The 17,194-nt window shown below is 52.9% G+C and carries 14 protein-coding genes; 3 read left to right on the forward strand and 11 right to left on the reverse strand.

Features of this window, described 5'->3' with window-relative positions; translation table 11 throughout:
• Positions 1 to 51: 51 nt before the first annotated feature.
• Entirely contained in the window at positions 52 to 2,298 is a 2,247-nt protein-coding gene (gene pflB, locus NSQ46_RS19800; RefSeq protein WP_007129686.1) for a formate C-acetyltransferase, read from the reverse strand.
• A 387-nt stretch (positions 2,299 to 2,685) separates the two neighbouring features.
• A complete protein-coding gene (gene adhE / locus NSQ46_RS19805) occupies positions 2,686 to 5,319 on the reverse strand; it encodes a bifunctional acetaldehyde-CoA/alcohol dehydrogenase (RefSeq protein WP_342574450.1) in 2,634 nt (877 codons plus the stop codon).
• Between the two features lie 383 nt (positions 5,320 to 5,702).
• On the opposite strand from adhE, the gene NSQ46_RS19810 reads away from it, so the two are divergent.
• From NSQ46_RS19810 to NSQ46_RS19820, 3 genes are all read left to right on the forward strand, one after another.
• Positions 5,703 to 6,428 carry a Crp/Fnr family transcriptional regulator gene (locus NSQ46_RS19810; protein ID WP_007129684.1) on the forward strand — a complete coding sequence of 242 codons (726 nt, stop codon included), beginning with the start codon at positions 5,703 to 5,705 and terminating at the stop codon, positions 6,426 to 6,428.
• A gap of 459 nt (positions 6,429 to 6,887) precedes the next feature.
• A complete protein-coding gene (locus tag NSQ46_RS19815) occupies positions 6,888 to 8,096 on the forward strand; it encodes an IS4 family transposase (RefSeq protein WP_342574451.1) in 1,209 nt (402 codons plus the stop codon).
• Between the two features lie 398 nt (positions 8,097 to 8,494).
• On the forward strand, positions 8,495 to 8,653 hold the full coding sequence (locus NSQ46_RS19820) for a hypothetical protein (protein ID WP_007133071.1): 159 nt from the start codon (positions 8,495 to 8,497) through the stop codon (positions 8,651 to 8,653).
• Between the two features lie 295 nt (positions 8,654 to 8,948).
• Here NSQ46_RS19820 and NSQ46_RS19825 read toward each other — a convergent pair whose 3' ends face one another.
• From NSQ46_RS19825 to NSQ46_RS19865, 9 genes are all read right to left on the reverse strand, one after another.
• Positions 8,949 to 9,749: a formate/nitrite transporter family protein gene (locus tag NSQ46_RS19825; protein WP_341033880.1), complete on the reverse strand. Its 801-nt coding sequence runs from the start codon at positions 9,747 to 9,749 to the stop codon at positions 8,949 to 8,951.
• A gap of 45 nt (positions 9,750 to 9,794) precedes the next feature.
• On the reverse strand, positions 9,795 to 10,121 hold the full coding sequence (gene nirD, locus NSQ46_RS19830) for a nitrite reductase small subunit NirD (RefSeq protein ID WP_341033881.1): 327 nt from the start codon (positions 10,119 to 10,121) through the stop codon (positions 9,795 to 9,797).
• 173 nt (positions 10,122 to 10,294) lie between these two features.
• Positions 10,295 to 10,459: a hypothetical protein gene (locus tag NSQ46_RS19835; RefSeq protein WP_341033882.1), complete on the reverse strand. Its 165-nt coding sequence runs from the start codon at positions 10,457 to 10,459 to the stop codon at positions 10,295 to 10,297.
• Positions 10,460 to 10,498: 39 nt separating this feature from the next.
• Positions 10,499 to 12,937, reverse strand: coding sequence for a nitrite reductase large subunit NirB (nirB, locus tag NSQ46_RS19840; RefSeq protein WP_342574455.1), 2,439 nt, complete (start codon positions 12,935 to 12,937; stop codon positions 10,499 to 10,501).
• 177 nt (positions 12,938 to 13,114) lie between these two features.
• A complete protein-coding gene (locus tag NSQ46_RS19845; RefSeq protein WP_007133075.1) occupies positions 13,115 to 13,777 on the reverse strand; it encodes a hypothetical protein in 663 nt (220 codons plus the stop codon).
• 309 nt (positions 13,778 to 14,086) lie between these two features.
• Positions 14,087 to 14,407 carry a helix-turn-helix domain-containing protein gene (locus NSQ46_RS19850; protein ID WP_007133076.1) on the reverse strand — a complete coding sequence of 107 codons (321 nt, stop codon included), beginning with the start codon at positions 14,405 to 14,407 and terminating at the stop codon, positions 14,087 to 14,089.
• Positions 14,408 to 14,560: 153 nt separating this feature from the next.
• Complete coding sequence (locus NSQ46_RS19855; RefSeq protein ID WP_007133077.1) at positions 14,561 to 15,223, reverse strand: uracil-DNA glycosylase; 663 nt, start codon at positions 15,221 to 15,223, stop codon at positions 14,561 to 14,563.
• Between the two features lie 197 nt (positions 15,224 to 15,420).
• Entirely contained in the window at positions 15,421 to 16,143 is a 723-nt protein-coding gene (locus NSQ46_RS19860; protein ID WP_342574456.1) for a ThuA domain-containing protein, read from the reverse strand.
• 45 nt (positions 16,144 to 16,188) lie between these two features.
• Entirely contained in the window at positions 16,189 to 17,157 is a 969-nt protein-coding gene (locus NSQ46_RS19865) for a sugar phosphate isomerase/epimerase (RefSeq protein ID WP_007133079.1), read from the reverse strand.
• Positions 17,158 to 17,194 lie beyond the last annotated feature (37 nt).

Consider the following 17,194-nt stretch of genomic DNA (forward strand, 5'->3'; position numbering starts at 1 on the left):
GTATTCCGGCTCTACCGGCCAAGTTTCGTATTATGCCTTTATCGCCTATCATCACATCGAACCGTGGAAGGTCCGGTTGATGACATCCAGCTGCTGCTCGCGGGTAAGCTTGACGAAGTTGACCGCATATCCGGATACGCGCACCGTCAGCTGCGGGTAGTTCTCCGGATGCTCCATCGCGTCGATCAGCTGCTCTCTGTCGAATACGTTGACGTTCAAGTGGTGGGCGTCATCGCCAAAGTATCCGTCCAGCATCGCTACGAGATTGCGGATGCGGGTATCGGCGTCCTTGCCCAGCGCCTTCGGCACGATCGAGAACGTATTCGAGATACCGTCGAGGCTGTCCTCGTACGGGAGCTTTGCAACCGACGTCAGCGAGGCGAGCGCTCCCTTCTTGTCGCGGCCGTGCATCGGATTCGCCCCTGGCGCGAACGGTTCGCCCGCTTTGCGACCGTCCGGCGTCGTTCCCGTTTTCTTCCCGTAGACGACGTTCGACGTAATGGTCAGCACCGACTGCGTCGGCATGGCATCCCGGTATGCTTTGTGCTTGCGGATCATGCTCATAAACGATTCCACCAGCTCCACCGCGATGCTGTCCACCCGGTCATCGTTGTTGCCGTAGCAAGGGAAGTCCCCCTCGATCTCGAAATCCACGGCAATCCCCTGCTCATTTCGAATCGGCTTAACCTTCGCGTGCTTGATGGCGCTCAGCGAATCCGCCGCTACGGACAGGCCGGCGATCCCGCATGCCATCGTCCGTAAAATATCCCGGTCATGCAGCGCCATCTCGATCCGTTCATAGCTGTATTTGTCATGCATATAGTGGATGACGTTCAGCGTATTCATATAAAGCTTCGCCAGCCATTCCATCATCGGCTTGAACCGCTTCATGACCTCGTCGTAGCTGAGAACCTCGGCCGTGATCGCCGGATATTCCGGGCCGACCTGGGCGCCGCTCTTCTCGTCCTTGCCGCCGTTAATGGCATATAGCAGCGCTTTGGCCAAGTTCGCCCTTGCGCCGAAGAATTGCATTTGCTTGCCGATTCGCATCGCCGAAACGCAGCAGGCGATCCCGTAGTCATCCCCGTAAATCGGGCGCATCAGATCATCGTTCTCGTATTGGATCGAGCTGGTTTCGATCGAAACCTTGGCGCAATATTTCTTGAAGGCTTCCGGCAGCTTCTCGGACCATAGGACAGTCAGGTTCGGTTCCGGAGCAGGTCCCAGATTATACAGGGTATGCAGGAAGCGGAAGCTGTTCTTCGTCACGCGGGTAACGCCGTTTACGGACATGCCGCCGATCGATTCCGTCACCCAAGTCGGATCTCCGCTGAACAGTTCGTTGTAGTCCGGCGTACGCAGGAATTTTACGATACGCAGCTTCATGACAAAATGGTCCACCAGCTCCTGAGCCGTCTCTTCCGTCAGCTTGCCCTCGGCGAGATCGCGCTCGATGTAAATATCAAGGAAGGAAGATACCCTGCCAAGCGACATCGCGGCCCCGTTCTGTTCCTTGATCGCCGCCAGATAGCCGAAATACAGCCACTGGAACGCTTCCTTCGCCGTATTGGCCGGTTTGGAGATGTCATAACCGTGCATGGCCGCCATTTCCTTCAGTTCTTTCAGCGCCCGGATCTGCTCCGACAGCTCTTCGCGCAGACGGATAACCGGCTCATCCATCGCGTCCACTTCAAGCTCGGCCAGCTCCCTAAGCTTATCCTGCACAAGCGCGTCGACTCCGTACAAGGCCACTCGGCGGTAGTCCCCAATAATGCGTCCGCGTCCGTAAGCATCCGGAAGGCCGGTGATGATTCCGGCTTTGCGCGCTGCCCGCATTTCGGAAGTGTATGCATCGAACACACCCTGGTTATGGGTTTTGCGGATATGGGTAAACATATCCACGATGCCCTGCGGCATTTCAAAGCCGTACGCATTACATGCGTCAATCATCATCCGGATGCCGCCGAACGGCTGAATCGAGCGCTTGAACGGCTCATCGGTCTGAAGTCCGACGATCTTCTCCTTCTCTTTGTCCAAATATCCCGGCTGATGGGAGGTGATCGTCGACGGCGTATTCACATCAACGTCCAGCACCCCTCCGGCCTCACGTTCCCTGCGGGTTAAATCGGATACGATGTCCCAGAGAGCCTTTGTGTTATCCGTCGGCCCGGCAAGAAACTCCTCGTTCCCCTCATAAGGCGTTATGTTTCTGGCAATAAAATCGTTGACGTCGACTCTCCTATTCCATTTCCCTGACTTAAAACCTCTCCAGCCTGCATACTGCTCCATCACCGACATTTCGAATCCCTCCTAGTTTTAAGCTGCGGCCTGCGGCAATACGCCGGGAACCCTCCGCACCGCGGGAAGTCTCTGGCTTTCAGATTCAAGCCCTCAAATGTGATTTATTTCACTAATTGAGGCGCGCCGGTTCCGTCTTTTGCCCGCAAGCTGCATTTGTAAAGATCCGAGATTCATCTCGCTTATTTTGTACACCCTTATTGTAACCCTGGTGGATCTTTACATCTGTGATATAAGTCACAAGGATGCAGCTTTTCGTGACTTTTATCACCCGAATTTGCAGGCCGGGGTTGGAAACAAATATGCAGCCTTCTGCTATAGGCTGACGTGGCCGGCAGAAGGCTGCATCCATCCCTCTAGGGTCTACTTACCCTTCGTCTCGTATGGTTAAAACCGTCCATAGAACGCGTTGCGATATACATCCGCAAGCTCCGACACGAGCGGCAGCTTCGGATTGCTCGTCGTACACTGGTCCTCAAACGCACGGTCGGCTAGCTCGTCGACGCGATTCTCGAAATCCTGTGGATCAATGCCAAGCTGCTGGAACGATTCTTCGATGCCGAGCTTGGCATTCAATTCCCGAATCGCAAGGATCAGACTATTGACGCCCTCCTCCGTCGTCCTAGCCGGCAGACCGAGAATCCGAGCGATCTCGGCATACCGCTGATCAGCCACAAAATGGGTATATTTCGGCCAAGCGGCGAATTTTGTCGGCTTCTTCGCATTGTAGCGGATGACGTGCGGCATAAGGATCGCATTCGTCCGGCCATGTGCGGTATGGTACTGACCACCCCATTTATGCGCAAGGCTGTGGTTGATGCCCAGGAACGCATTGGCGAAGGCCATGCCGGCCAGCGTCGAGGCATTATGCATTTTTTCCCGGGCCAGCTTGTCGCCGGTAAGCGCCGATTGCTCCAGATACTGGAATACGAGCTGAATGGCCTTGATGGCAAGCCCATCCGTATAATCGTTCGCCATGATCGAGACATAGGCTTCGATGGCATGCGTCAGCACGTCCATGCCGGTGTCGGCGACGGCGGTCTTCGGCAGCGTGTAGACAAATTCCGGATCAATGATCGCCACATCCGGCGTCAGCTCGTAATCGGCTAGCGGGTATTTGGTGTGCCCGGAAACTTTATCCGTGATTACGGCGAAGCTCGTGACCTCCGAGCCTGTGCCCGATGTGGTGGGAATGGCAACGAACTTCGCTTTCTGGCCAAGCTTCGGATACTTATACACCCGTTTGCGGATATCCATAAATTTCTGCTTCAGATCTTTGAAATCGGCATCCGGGTGCTCATAGAACAGCCACATCGCTTTCGCCGCATCCATCGGCGAACCGCCGCCGAGAGCAATGATGCAGTCCGGCTGGAACCTGTTCAGCATTTCGGTTCCCCGTTCAACCGTAGTCGTTGAAGGATCCGGTTCGACCTCCGAGAACACCTCGATCGCTACGGGCGCTCTTCGCTGCCGCAAGTAATGCTCAACCCGCTCCACGTACCCGAGCTTCACCATCATCGGGTCGGTGATAATGGCAATGCGCGATATGCCCGGCATTTTGGCAAGATACTGGGTGGAGCCTTTTTCGAAGTATATTTTATCCGGGACTTTAAACCACTGCATATTCACGGTTCTGCGGTTCACCCTTTTCACGTTGATCAGATTAACGGCCGTTACGTTGGAAGAGGTTGCGTTGCGGCCATACGATCCGCACCCCAGCGTCAGGGATGGAAGATTCGTATTGTAGATATCCCCGATTCCGCCCTGCGAGGACGGCTGGTTCACCAGAATGCGGCAGGTTTTCATGCGGCTCGAGAACGCCCGGATCACATCCTCATTATGCGAATGAATGACGGACGTATGTCCCATCCCTCCGAAGGCGACCATTTCCTCCGAACGTTTGATGCCTTCCTGCGCGTTTTTGACACGGTAGCACGCCAGCACAGGGCTCAGCTTCTCCGCGGACAGGGGATAGCCCGGCCCAACGCCGTCCAGCTCGGCTACCAGAATCTTGGTGCCTGCCGGGACATCAAGGCCGCATTGCTCGGCAATCTTAACCGCCGGCTGACCGACGATCGCCGGATTGACCGCGCATTTGTCGGATATCATGGCCTTAGCCGACAGCTTCACGGTTTCTTCCTTGTTCATAAAATAGCAGCCGGCCGCCATCATTTTCTTCTTCACTTGCTCAAACACAGGCTCCTCGATAATGACAGCCTGCTCCGACGCGCAAATCATCCCGTTGTCGAACGTCTTCGATAAAATCAGGTCATTCACGGCCTGGTCGAGATCCGCCGACTTCTCGATAAAGCACGGCACGTTTCCCGGACCGACGCCGAGTGCCGGCTTGCCGCAGCTGTAGGCCGCTTTTACCATGGCGGAACCGCCGGTTGCCAATATGCACGCCACGTCCGGATGATGCATTAAAGCATGGGTCTTCTCCATGGACGGCTCCTCAATCCATTGAATGCAATCCGCCGGGGCTCCATGCTTACGCGCGGCCTCCAGCAAAATGGCAGCAGCCTCCCGGCTGCATGCCTGTGCCGACGGATGGAATCCGAAAATGATCGGGTTGCGCGTCTTGATCGAAATCAGTGCTTTGAAGATGGTGGTTGAGGTAGGGTTCGTTACGGGGGTGATCCCCATGATGATCCCGATCGGCTCGGCGATCTTTTGGAACTGGTCGTACGGGTTATCCTCTATCACGCCCACCGTTTTGTCGTATTTAATACTGTTATGGATGTACTCTGTTGCAAACAGGTTTTTGATGATCTTATCTTCGTATACGCCGCGTCCGGTTTCTTCGACCGCCATTTTTGCCAGCTGCATATGCTTCTCGAGCCCGGCCATCGCCATCGCATGCACGATTCGGTCCACCTGTTCTTGGTCCAGCTCCATAAACTGCGCTTGAGCCCGGTTCGCCCGGTCGATTAAGCCCTGTACGTATTGTTCAGCCGTTTGTTCTTTGACTTTGGTTTCTGCGGATGCTTTGGTTTCTCCAGATGCTTTGCTTACAGCCATCTCTCTCATCCTCCCATGATTTTCTGTTTGGTTGCTTTCGCGGTTGTTTATTGGTTTCTGTTGTCTACGGTTCGATCGTAACATAGCGTCTCATAATATTATGTGAATTATTTCACATAATATTGGTTCGGCTATATATTTTTATGATTCATGACATCCTCTTCGGAATTGGCTATCCGATATCTGTCGCGACCGGAGTGGCCCAAGGCCGAGAAAAGGTTAAGAGGATCCTCCCTATACGTGAACTAGATCACAAAGTTTGAAAAATCGCCACTATTTTCCTCCCAAATACCCTTTCAAGTGATTTTTTTCACGTTATAATGGAGGTAACAAATCATTCAAGATTGAACTGATCAAATTTAAAGATGTTAGGAGATACCGACATGAATACTGTAGACAACGTTTTAGAACTAGAAAGCTTAGGGAATATCCAGTGCTTCTCGGAACAAAATCGAAACCGTCTGCTGGTTACCATGAAGGAACGCGCACTACCTGAAGGCTCGCATTTGTTCTGGGAAGGCGACTTGGCCGACAAGCTTTACTATGTAAAGCAGGGACGGATCAAATTAACGAAAACGACCGATGAAGGCAAAGAGCTTATTCTATATATGTATCATCCGGGTGATCTGATCGGGCATGCCGATCCATTCATCAGCAGCAACCACAGCTACTCGGCTGAAGTGCTGGAAAGCAGCGTGGTCGGCGTCATCGAGAACAAGGATCTGGAGCTGCTGGTTTGCCAGCATTGCGACTTCGCGATTGATTTCATGAAGTGGATGGGCGTCCACCACCGGATTACCCAGACCAAATTTCGGGATCTGATGATGTACGGCAAACCAGGGGCGCTGTGCTCGACGCTGATCCGTCTTGGCAATACGTACGGGCAGGAGCAGGCTGACGGAAGCACCTTGATCAACAAAAAAATTACCCATACGGACCTATCGAACATGATCGGAGCCACGCGCGAGAGTGTCAACCGCATGCTAAGCGATCTCCGCAAAAAAGAAGCGATCGAGTATGCAGGCGGGCTGATCGTCATTAAAGACTTGTCGATGCTGCAGGAAATCTGCCACTGCGAGCTGTGTCCGAAGGAAATCTGCCGGATCTAGGGTGACTTGGTCACCCTGCGTGGCATGCGCTGCGCCTTCACAAGTCCCTTTTGGGGACTTGTTTGCTCCTCTGGCGCGCATTGCGCCACTACAAGTCCCTTTTGGGGACTTGTTTGCTCCTCTGGCGCGCATTCCACCGCTACAAGTCCCTTTTGGGGACTTGTTTGCTTCTCTGGCGCGCATTGCGCCACTACAAGTCCCTTTTCGGGACTTGTTTGCTTCTGTGGCGCGCATTGCGCCTTCACAAGTCCCTTTTGGGGACTTGTTTGCTCCTCTGGCGCTCATTGCGCCACTACAAGTCCCTTTTGGGCATGAGCGTTGCATAAAACCTATCACAACTTTTGCTGAAGTTACTATTTCTGTAACTACCTGTATCTTTTTCATGGACAAAACAAAAAAAGGCTCCTAATTTAGAAGACGTAGCACGTTGTCCACGACCTCTAAAAAGGAGTCCAAACCATGGATAACGTAACCCAAAACACTGTCGTTCGTCAACTGCTTTCTTTACTGCCTTTGGATGTACACGATCGACTCCTTCATGCCGATCGCTACGCCAAGAAGCTCACCATCAACAAAAGCATTCTCATTTTCATTCTGGCTCAGCTCAACCATTGGCAAAGCTATATCGAGATGGAAGAACAAATTTATGCACACTCTGAAATTCGGTCCATCCTCGATCTGCCCAGCATCAGCGCAGCCCAATTGTCACGGAAACTCAGCGAAATCCCGACGGAAATCTTGCACATGCTTTTTCTCCATAGCGTTGCCCGTGTCCAGAAGCTGACGGCTCACCAGCAGGGCATTTCTTCAACCATTGGACCTCTGGCACTCATTGATTCGTCGAAAATCACACTCCCCTTGGTACTTGGGGATTGGGCCAGAGTTTCGCATACCTCCAGCGGGGTAAAGCTGCATGTGCGGCTCGTAGCCGCTTCACCCGAAGTGGTATATCCGGACGCTGTCATCCCATCGACTTTAAACGTAGGCGACCGAGCCGGGGCGGTCGAACTGGTCACCGAGCAGGCGGCAACTTATGTCATGGACCGTGGTTATGATAGCTACAAAAACATGGATAACTGGATGGAGCGCGGCATTCAATTTGTCATGCGAATGAGAGATCGCACCTCAATCCATGTTGTGGAGGAACGAGAAATCCCTCCAGGAAGTCCGATCACACGAGATGCTCTTGTGAACGTAGGTAGCGGTTGGCGCAAGATGAAGGAACGAGTCCGGCTCGTAGAGTTTTATGATGAGCAGGGGCGCTATTATCGCCTACTTACCTCTCGACAGGACATAACGGCCGAAGAAGTAGCTCATATCTACAAATGCCGATGGCTTATTGAACTTTTCTTTAAATGGATAAAGCAGCATCTGCGCCTAAAAAAACTGCACAGCTATAAGCCGCAAGCGATATGGAACCAGATTTACCTTGCGCTGATCGCTTACGTGCTGGCACAGTATATGCAGCTACGTCTAGAAACCAAGAAAAGCGTTTGGCGTGTCCTTGAATTGTTTCGAATTCACATGTATCATCCGTGGTCCCAGTTCTTGAACGCTCTGTTTCGAGCACCTACGCGAACAACTTCTGGAAAGCCACGCGGTGCACCAAGGAAGGTACCTGAATTACGAACGAGCGTTGGCATTTTTAAAACAAGCAAAGTGACTTAGGAAACGAAAATCTTGCACAAAATACATTTTATGGGAAAACGTAGCTACATTTAAGAAGTGTTGGATCTTTTAGTGTAATTCTCGAAAAAACAACTGTAAATTAATTGTTCTTATTCAGATTTCATCCAAGTGCTTGCAGATGTAAAGATTTATGCAACGCTCATGCCTTTTGGGGACTTGTTTGCTCCTCTGGCGCACATTTCACCTCCACAAGTCCCTTTTCGGGACTTGTTTGCGCCTGTGGCGCGCTTTACGCTCCCCCAAGTCCCCTTTCGGGACTTGTTCACTGGCGCTCCCCCCTCTTCGATCCTCCCATCCCCACCGCCGTGCATAATCTGCCTGTCTTTGCCCACAATAATCCCTGTCTTTCCAAAACCATTTCAAAGGGAGTGTAACGCATGCGTGAAGGTTTGATTCCTGCTGTTCTCGGAACTGTAGTTTCTGCTTCAGGCGCCGCTCTGCTTTGCAGCAAGTATAAACTTGCCGCAACCGGTATTCTTGGCTTCGGACTGGCCCATGTCGTGCTGGGTGCGATTGACCTGGTGGAACACCGGTAAGGATTTGGAGGACATTACGCGCAGCAATCCTGCCTGACATCTTCTGCCGCGAGGGACTTCAAGGCAAGAGACGGGCAGGGCTGCGCACTTTGCACTGCATACAAAAGCGGACCCCGCCCTTTGGCGTAGAGTCCGCTTTTTTTCGTTACCGGATGTTTATATGAGACGCAATAGAAAATATCAGATTCGGCCTGCTTTAAACCCTTGGTGCACTTTGATTACTTCTACTTTTGTTATACTACAAGTGACTGTTTGAAATACTTGAGGCTGCTTTTTAAAAACCCGGTATTTTCGTTTAGCCTGAAGCTTGCTGCTTCTTGCTTCCTTTCGGAGTTGAAATAAACCAATACGCGCTGCCGACAAACAGCCCGCCCCCAACAATATTGCCGAGCGTTACCGGAATCATGTTGCTGATCCAGCCGGCGACAGACACCGTCTCCGGATGTCCCGGCAGAATATTGGCAAGTGTAAGCAGCGTCATGTTTGCAACGCTGTGCTCGTAGCCCGTAGCAATAAAGGCAAACAAGCACCACCAGATCAAGATCAGTCTGGCGACCTCGTTTTTCGCTCTCATGCCCGTCCAGATGGCCAAGCAAACCAGCCAGTTGCACAGGATTCCCCGGAAAAACAGCTCCATGAACGGGTCGTTCATTTTCTTAGCTGCTGCCGTAAAGATGAGGTGATCGGCCGGAATGCCCTTGAAAAGACCGGTGGCCGCAACCAGATAACTAAGCAGCACTGCCCCTGCTATATTACCGATGAACACGATCCCCCAGTTTTTAAGCGTATCCAGGGTGGTTGTTTTTCCGGATAACGTGCTCATGGTGAATACCATATGATTGCCGGTAAAAAGCTCCGATCCGGCGAATACGACCAGCGTCAGCGCGATGCCGAACGCAGCCCCCATAACGAGAGATTGAAACGGCGAGCCATCCGCGGCGAGCGGAGCCCCCAGCTTAAATATCAGCACAATGCCGATGCCGACATAGGCGCCGGCGAGCATGGTTGAGACGATATAGCGCAGCAGACTTTCATTCATCATTTCTTTCTTCTTGACCGCTGTCTGGACGACGGCTTCCACGTCGCTTGCGAACATGGGACAACACCTCTTATTCTGTCGGTTTGATGATGCGATGGAGAATTACCGCTTCGTGAGGCAAAGCTCGACCCTTCCTTCCCGTTCCCGGACAGGATAGGTTCGCACGTTCCCTGAATCGGGCGCCTGAACGTTACCTGTCACCAGCTCGATTTTCCAATCGTACAGCGGGTCGTAAATATAATGCCCGGACAGTATTGCCTCCGCCAGCGGGCCCCCTTTCGGGTGCGGATTGTTGTTGTCCAGCGCGAACCATCGATGATCGGAGGTCCGGAAGACGGCGATCTCCTGCTCGCCGACCCTTACGACCCTGCCGATCTGGGGCAGAAAATCCTCAGCCTGCCCGATAACTACGTATTGACTACTTTCCATATAGGATCAACCTCCATGTACAACGTTTGCCATGTATGCATGAGCACGAATAGCCGGACCAATATTCCGAAGACCCATGCAACTGTGAAACATCTCTATAAAAAACTTATAACATTCTGCTGCGCCGGAACATGCGACGCGTTTCTTACGTCAATCCGGTGCTTCAACTGCGATTAACCCATCCCCCAGGTCTGATCGAGCACGAGGCCATGACGCTGATCCGGCGTTTGGCCGAGTGCAGGCAGCGGTATAGACCTGCTTGCATGGCCCTGCTCACCCGGATACCGAACCAAGGGTTCAACGGGAATGTCTGGGGCGATAAGCGCTAGTGTACTCAAGTTACTCGCCCCATGCCGGACTCGCCCGAATCGCCGCGGCTATGTCGCGACGACCGGCTGCACGTCGCGGTACAATACATCCCGAAGCTTGTCATCTTCCAGCACTTTTTTCCAAGGATCCGACAGCTGCGACAACGCCAGCTCGATTCGCTCCACGAGCTCCTTGCGCTGTTCCGTGTTATGAAGGACCGCCTCGCGAATCGCCTCAAGACCAAGCCGTTCGACCCATTCCGAAGTCCGCTCCAGATAATTTCCCGTCTCTCGGTAATACTGCATGAGGGCTGCGCATATTTCGATCAGCTCTTCATCGGTCTTCACCTTGCAGAACGAATCAGCGAGCCGCGCCTTCGTTCCCCCGTTGCCGCCGACAAAGATTTCCCAGCCGCCGTCATTGCCTACAATGCCGATGTCCTTCGTGCAAGCTTCGGCACAGTTGCGGGGACATCCGTTCACCGCCATTTTGAATTTGGCCGGAAAGTCCAGCCGCTCGAACTTCCGTTCGAGGTAAGCGCCCATTCCCATCGAGTCCTGCGTGCCGAATCGGCAAAATTGCGAGCCGACGCAGGTCTTGACGGTCCGGAGCGATTTGGCATAGGCATAACCGGAAGGCATATCCAGCTCCTCCCACACCTTCGGCAAGTCCTCTTTCTTGACGCCGACCAAGTCCAGACGCTGTCCTCCCGTCACCTTGACGACCTTGACATTATACTTTAAGGATACGTCCGCAATTTTCTTCAGCGCCTCCGGAGTTGTCACGCCGCCGTACATACGAGGGACAACCGTATACGTGCCGTCCTTCTGGATGTTGGCGTTCATCCGCTCATTCACGAACCTCGACTCGCGCTCCTCCCGGTGCGTCAGCGGGTTCAGCATGGTCAGATAGTAGTTTAGCGCCGGACGGCATTTCGAGCACCCTTCCGGATTGCTCCAATCCAGAACATGCATGACCTCTTTCGTGGTGGTCAAGCCTTTGGCCCGGATCTCCGCAACGATGGTATCCCGGTCGAGCGTCGTGCACGGGCAGATTCCCTGCTTGGCTGCCGTCGTAAAGCCGTCTCCCAATACGCTCTGGAGAATCTGCTCTACCACAGGCTTACAACCGCCGCAAGACCGCGTCGCCCCGGTGCATGCCTTGATCTCATCCACGGTGGTCATTCCCTGAACCGTGATGGCGTCCACGATTGCTTTCTTTGTCACGCCGTTGCAGCCGCACACGATTTCGTCGTCAGGCATTTGCGCGATGCGCGTCGCTGCGTCCGCCCCTTTTCCGGCACAGCCGCCGCCCATGATCGAGTGATAGATGTCGTCGGTCATCTGCGCCTTTTTTCGTATCAAAGACTGCAGATTGGCTGATTCGCTCACATCCCCGAACAAAATGGCACCAACGATCATTCCGTCCCTGAGCAGGATTTTCTTATAGGTTTTCTTCCAATCATCCTTGGCGAGAACAACGTCATGCTCCGGCTGCTCGATAAATTCCCCGGCCGAGAATACGTCTACTCCGCTAACCTTTAATTTGGTCGACACAATCGACCCTTCATAAGGAGGGGTGTCCACGCCGCATAACCGCTTGGCCAGCACTTGTCCTTGCTCGAATAACGGCGCAACAAGCCCGTAGCATACGCCGCGGTGCTCGCAGCATTCGCCGACGGCGTACACATCCTGCATCGAAGTTCGCAGATGGTCGTCCACGACGATGCCCCGCCGGACCTCGATCCCGCTCGCCTGCGCTACCTCCGTATTGGCACGGATGCCGACAGCCATGACGACCAAATCCGCGTCCAGCTCATCGCCGTCCTTGAAACGAAGACCGGTTACCCGCGTATCCCCCAATACCTCAACCGTCTGTTTTCCTAATAAAAAGCGGATGCCCTGCTGCTCAAGCTCATGCTGCAGCATCTGCGCCGCCACGGAATCGAGCTGGCTCTCCATAAGATCGTTCATCAGATGCACAACGGTCACGTCCATGCCGAGACTCACGAGGCCTTTGGCAGCCTCCAATCCCAGTAATCCCCCTCCGATGACCGCAGCTTTCCGGTACGTCTTCGCTGCCTGAAGCATCCGGGTGCAGTCGGCGATATTTCGAAAGCCGATAACGCCTTCTTTGTCGCTGCCGGGTACCGGCAATATGAAGGGCTTGGATCCCGTTGCGATTATGACATGATCATAGGGAACAGCCATCCCGTTGTCCGTCATGACAACCTTGGCGGCTTCATCAATCCGCTGCGCGCTTGTTCCCGTATGCAGCGTAATTCCGTTATCTTCATACCATTTCCAATCATTCAAGACGATGTCATCCAGCGTTTTGCTGCCTTCAAGCACATAAGAGAGCATAATCCGGTTGTAATTCGGGTGCGGCTCCTGGCCGATCACGGTAATATCGAATGCCCCGCTAAGCTTTAAAATTTGCTCGACCGTGCTGATTCCTGCGATCCCGTTGCCGATGACCACTAGCTTTTGTTTTTTTGCTGCTGGCATGGTTATTCCTCCCACACTGTATTGTTGCGTTATCCCCATCCAATCCTTTCAAATTGATTATATCGTCTTATGCCCGAATTATTTGTGATATATTTCACACTCTTAGTTAAAATTTTTAATACTCAGCAAAAATAACCCCGCCTCAACAGGAAGGCAAGGTTTCATCCTTTCGAATGCCTATATCATGCGGGCTTCCATGAACTCCCGTCTTCCGTTCGTTTTCAAATAGGGCATAATCCCCGCATATCCGGCAGCGTTCAGGTTCACTCCGGTCACCCAATTGCCTGCAAGCTCTTCCCCCTGGGCCCCGGCGATGACCACCGGTGCGGGAATCAGCTCCTGATACAGCGGAATCCCCGCCCGGATCGCCTTAAATGCTTTCCCGCTCTGCAAGAAGGGAATTGCACTGCTGTACGTAGGCACGAAATACTTGCCGATCACTTCAAGCTCCTCTCCGTCATAAAAGGGCTCCCCGCCTATAAACGGATGCAGCATGAGGATATTTTCATAATGCGACCAGATGAGCATCTGCAGCAATCGCCTCGCCCCGCTGCCTTCCAGTCTGTCTCCGATCTGCACGCCGTACTTCTCATAATCGATAAATTTCCAGCCGCGCGGACCCTTCACCCATTTCTGAAACATGCCTCCACCCTCTCCGCTCCGTCCGGGTTGATCTGGGCTTGTTCCTTTTAAAACCGTCAACCGCTCCTCAACGGCATGCTGGCCCAGCATATGGCGAGTCTTCTCCACAATATGCCTAACCTTGAGCGAAGCGTTTGCAAGCTCGGCGATGTCTTCTTGTCCATATTGAAAATAGGAAATATAACCGCGTTCCATCATTAAGATCGCCTCCTTCGACTGGCGTCAAGCGGATCTACTGACATCATATAAACGAACGGCGGGGTTGGTGCATGTCCGGTTAGGTTTTCCCGTTTTTTTCTTTCCAATCCCCCATCTAGCCGCATAAGAATAACGTCTACCGACGCACGCTCAAAGGAGACAGACCGCGTTTCGCGGTCGTTTCTCTTGTGATATCAGCCAGCAAATCCTCCGGAACGTTTATAGATCTGATATTAAATAAAAAAAGAACCCTGATATGAGTTGTTCTCATGTCAGGGTTCCGCTAGTGATGGGAACGCCGCCGATGGATCATTTCTCGACCCATTGTTCAGCCCAGGAAGCAATCTGCTCCATGACCGGGCGAAGCGCTTTGCCTTTCTCCGTAAGCTCGTATTCAATACGAACCGGCGTTTCGGGGTACACATGACGAATCAAAATTCCTTCGCATTCCAGATCCTTCATCCGCTCCGACAGCATCTTGTCACTCATGGACGGAATCAGATTGGAGATGTCTTTAAAACGCTTCGGACCGCTCATCAACGTCTGGATAATCAATCCGTTCCACCGTTTACCCAGAAAAGAAAACGCGGATTCAAAGCGGGGACACAGCGAAATGTTTGTAACTTCCATATCCTTTCACCTCTTTACGAAGTCACCTTGTGTTCAAAAAGTTATTCGTTTATCGTGAGATCGAAAAACTTACGATTAGTTAGTATGTTTCATTTTAACACATTTTCGGGAAGCTGAAAACCACCTGGCCCCTTTTTCCCATAAATTCAGCACTTATTCCGTTAATATCCGTGCCAAAATATCCAGATCGGATTCGATGGTCCGGGACAATTTTCGGTTATACAGGACGGCAGCCGGATGGAACAATGGAAAAATGTTATAGGTTTCCAGCGAAAATCGATAGCCGGCAGCGGGATTGTCACGTTCTGCCGCCTGCTGAACGGGCCCTTCGATCATTTTCCCGTGCAGCGAAGTGACGGTTTCATGGCTCCCGATCAACCGGTGCAGCGCAATATTCCCCATCGGGATCAGGAATTGCGGGCGAACCAAACGGATTTCCTCGTCCAGAATCGGCGCATGGGCCAAGATTTCGGCTTTCGTGGGCGTTCGGTTCGAACGGCTGACCACCCTTTCGCCGGAAGCCCGGGTGATGATGCGTTCCTTGAACGGTCGGCTCCTTACCGTGCTTGTAATATAGACCTCGCTGCGGGAGAGACCCAGCCGCTCCAAATAGGCGTCCATCTCCCGGCCGGCTTGGCCGGTAAAAGGCATGCCTTCCTGAATCTCGGTAGCCCCGGGCGCTTCCCCGACGAACATGACTTTGGCCGGCACGGCCCCACTCCCCAGCAAAAATCCTTCGACAGGCTCATGCGCAAGCCTGGATCTGCATAAGGCGATCGTCTCCGGACTTACAGGCGCGCTTCGGGTATCCTTCATCCGTCATCCCCTCCCTTGCACTCTCATCCGCGATGCGTGAAATTTCGATATTCTACCTAGTATTTAAAATACCCCATGCTTCAGTATATTGTATCCTTTACCCATAAAAAAATGAATGGCATCACTTCGGCTATAAAGTAGAAAACGAGCCGTTCAAGGCAGATGCCTTGCTCGGCTCGTTTTGCGATGATCGGGATTTATGCCAGCACCGGCAGCGGACGAACCGGCTGACTGTTGCCGAATGTCTGCTTGCCTGCTGTGGAGTAAGCCCAACGGATCGCGTTCGTAATGACTTTCAGCACTTCAGGGTTGTAGTAGGTCGGATACGTCTCATGCCCTGGACGGAAGTAGAAAATGTTCCCGTGGCCGCGCTTGAACGTGCACCCGCTGCGGAATACCTCGCCGCCTTCGAAGTTGCTGACAAAGACCAGCTCATCCGGTGCCGGAATATCGAAGAATTCCCCGTACATCTCCTCATGCTCAATGATGATCGGACCTGTAAGGCCCGCAGCGATCGGATGCGTCGGATTCACGCTCCAAATGATTTCCTGCTCTCCCGCCTCGCGCCACTTCAAATCGCAGCTTGTTCCCATCAGGGCTTTGAACGGCTTCGAAAAATGTCCCGAATGCAGGACGATCAGCCCCATACCGTCCAATACCCGCTTGACGACCTTGCTGACGATTTCGTCGCTGACCTGGTCATGAGCCATATGCCCCCACCATAACAGCACATCGGTTGAGTCCAGTACATCATCCGTCAATCCGTGCTGCGGCTGATCCAGCGTTGCCGTGCGGATGATAAAATCCGGATTTTGCAGACCCTCCGCCAAAGCCGTTTGGATCCCGCTTGGGTATACGGTGCGGACCTCATCGTGGATTTTCTCGTGTACGAACTCATTCCAAATGGTTACATTAAGCATGCTGCTGTTCCCCCTAATTGCGTATTCGCTTGCTGCTGTACGATGTTAGACCCACCACATTTCTCCAAGCGGCTCTTCGATCAGCACTTGCTGAAGGTTTTGCACGGCTTTGGAGAAGCCTTCCTCAACGGACATCAGTCCGTCTTCATGCTCAATGCTCACCACGTAGTCATATCCGACAAGGCGAAGGGCGCTCATCATATCGGCCCATTCCTTCACATCATGCCCGAAGCCGACGCTGCGGAACTGCCAAGCGCGGTCCAGCATATTCGCGTAGGACTGCATGTCGGTCAATCCGTGTTTGTTCACGTTGATCGGATCAATGCTGGTATCCTTCGCATGGAAGTGATGGATGGCTCCGGCGCGTCCCAGAATGTGGATCGCTTGAACAGGATCGATGCCCTGCCACCACATATGGCTCGGATCAAGATTCGCCCCGATCACTTCACCTGCCGCCTCGCGAAGGCGGAGCAGCGTTCCCGGCGTATGCACGGAGAATCCGCCATGAAGCTCGAGTCCGATTTTTACGTTGCGGTCAGAAGCGTATTTACCCCACTCGGTCCAGTATGGAATGACTTTGTTCTCCCACTGCCAAGTCAGAATTTCTTGATAATCATTAGGCCACGGGGCTACCGGCCAGTTCGGATATTTGGCATCCTCGTGGTCCCCCGGACATCCCGAGAAGGTGTTAACGACCGGTACTTCCAGCTTCTCTGCAAGCTCAACGGTTTTAACGAATACGTCATGGAACTCCTTTGCTACCGCTTTCTGTGGGTGAAGCGGGTTGCCGTGGCAGCTGAGCGCGCTTATGATCAAGCCGCGGGATTCTACGGCATTCTTGAAGTTTTTCAGCGCAGTTTCGTTCTCGAGAAGCTCGGCCGGATTGCAGTGAGCATTGCCCGGGTATCCGCCCGTGCCGATCTCAACCGCCTTCAGGCCTTTGGAAGCCACGTAATCCAGTGCATCCTCAAATTTACGTCCGCTCAGCAATACCATAAATACGCCTAGTTTCATTGTATACCTCCTGTTTTTTCAAAAAGTATTAAGTATG

Origin of the sequence: Paenibacillus sp. FSL M8-0142 (assembly GCF_038597315.1) — a bacterium.
Taxonomy (GTDB): Bacteria; Bacillota; Bacilli; order Paenibacillales; family Paenibacillaceae; genus Paenibacillus_AQ; species Paenibacillus_AQ lactis.

Coding starts and splice junctions, on each gene's coding strand:
- pflB (WP_007129686.1), bottom strand. CDS start 2,298: ATGTCGGTGATGGAGCAGTATGCAGGCTGGAGAGGTTTTAAGTCAGGG.
- adhE (WP_342574450.1), bottom strand. CDS start 5,319: ATGGCTGTAAGCAAAGCATCTGGAGAAACCAAAGCATCCGCAGAAACC.
- NSQ46_RS19810 (WP_007129684.1), top strand. CDS start 5,703: ATGAATACTGTAGACAACGTTTTAGAACTAGAAAGCTTAGGGAATATC.
- NSQ46_RS19815 (WP_342574451.1), top strand. CDS start 6,888: ATGGATAACGTAACCCAAAACACTGTCGTTCGTCAACTGCTTTCTTTA.
- NSQ46_RS19820 (WP_007133071.1), top strand. CDS start 8,495: ATGCGTGAAGGTTTGATTCCTGCTGTTCTCGGAACTGTAGTTTCTGCT.
- NSQ46_RS19825 (WP_341033880.1), bottom strand. CDS start 9,749: ATGTTCGCAAGCGACGTGGAAGCCGTCGTCCAGACAGCGGTCAAGAAG.
- nirD (WP_341033881.1), bottom strand. CDS start 10,121: ATGGAAAGTAGTCAATACGTAGTTATCGGGCAGGCTGAGGATTTTCTG.
- nirB (WP_342574455.1), bottom strand. CDS start 12,937: ATGCCAGCAGCAAAAAAACAAAAGCTAGTGGTCATCGGCAACGGGATC.
- NSQ46_RS19845 (WP_007133075.1), bottom strand. CDS start 13,777: ATGATGGAACGCGGTTATATTTCCTATTTTCAATATGGACAAGAAGAC.
- NSQ46_RS19850 (WP_007133076.1), bottom strand. CDS start 14,407: ATGGAAGTTACAAACATTTCGCTGTGTCCCCGCTTTGAATCCGCGTTT.
- NSQ46_RS19855 (WP_007133077.1), bottom strand. CDS start 15,223: ATGAAGGATACCCGAAGCGCGCCTGTAAGTCCGGAGACGATCGCCTTA.
- NSQ46_RS19860 (WP_342574456.1), bottom strand. CDS start 16,143: ATGCTTAATGTAACCATTTGGAATGAGTTCGTACACGAGAAAATCCAC.
- NSQ46_RS19865 (WP_007133079.1), bottom strand. CDS start 17,157: ATGAAACTAGGCGTATTTATGGTATTGCTGAGCGGACGTAAATTTGAG.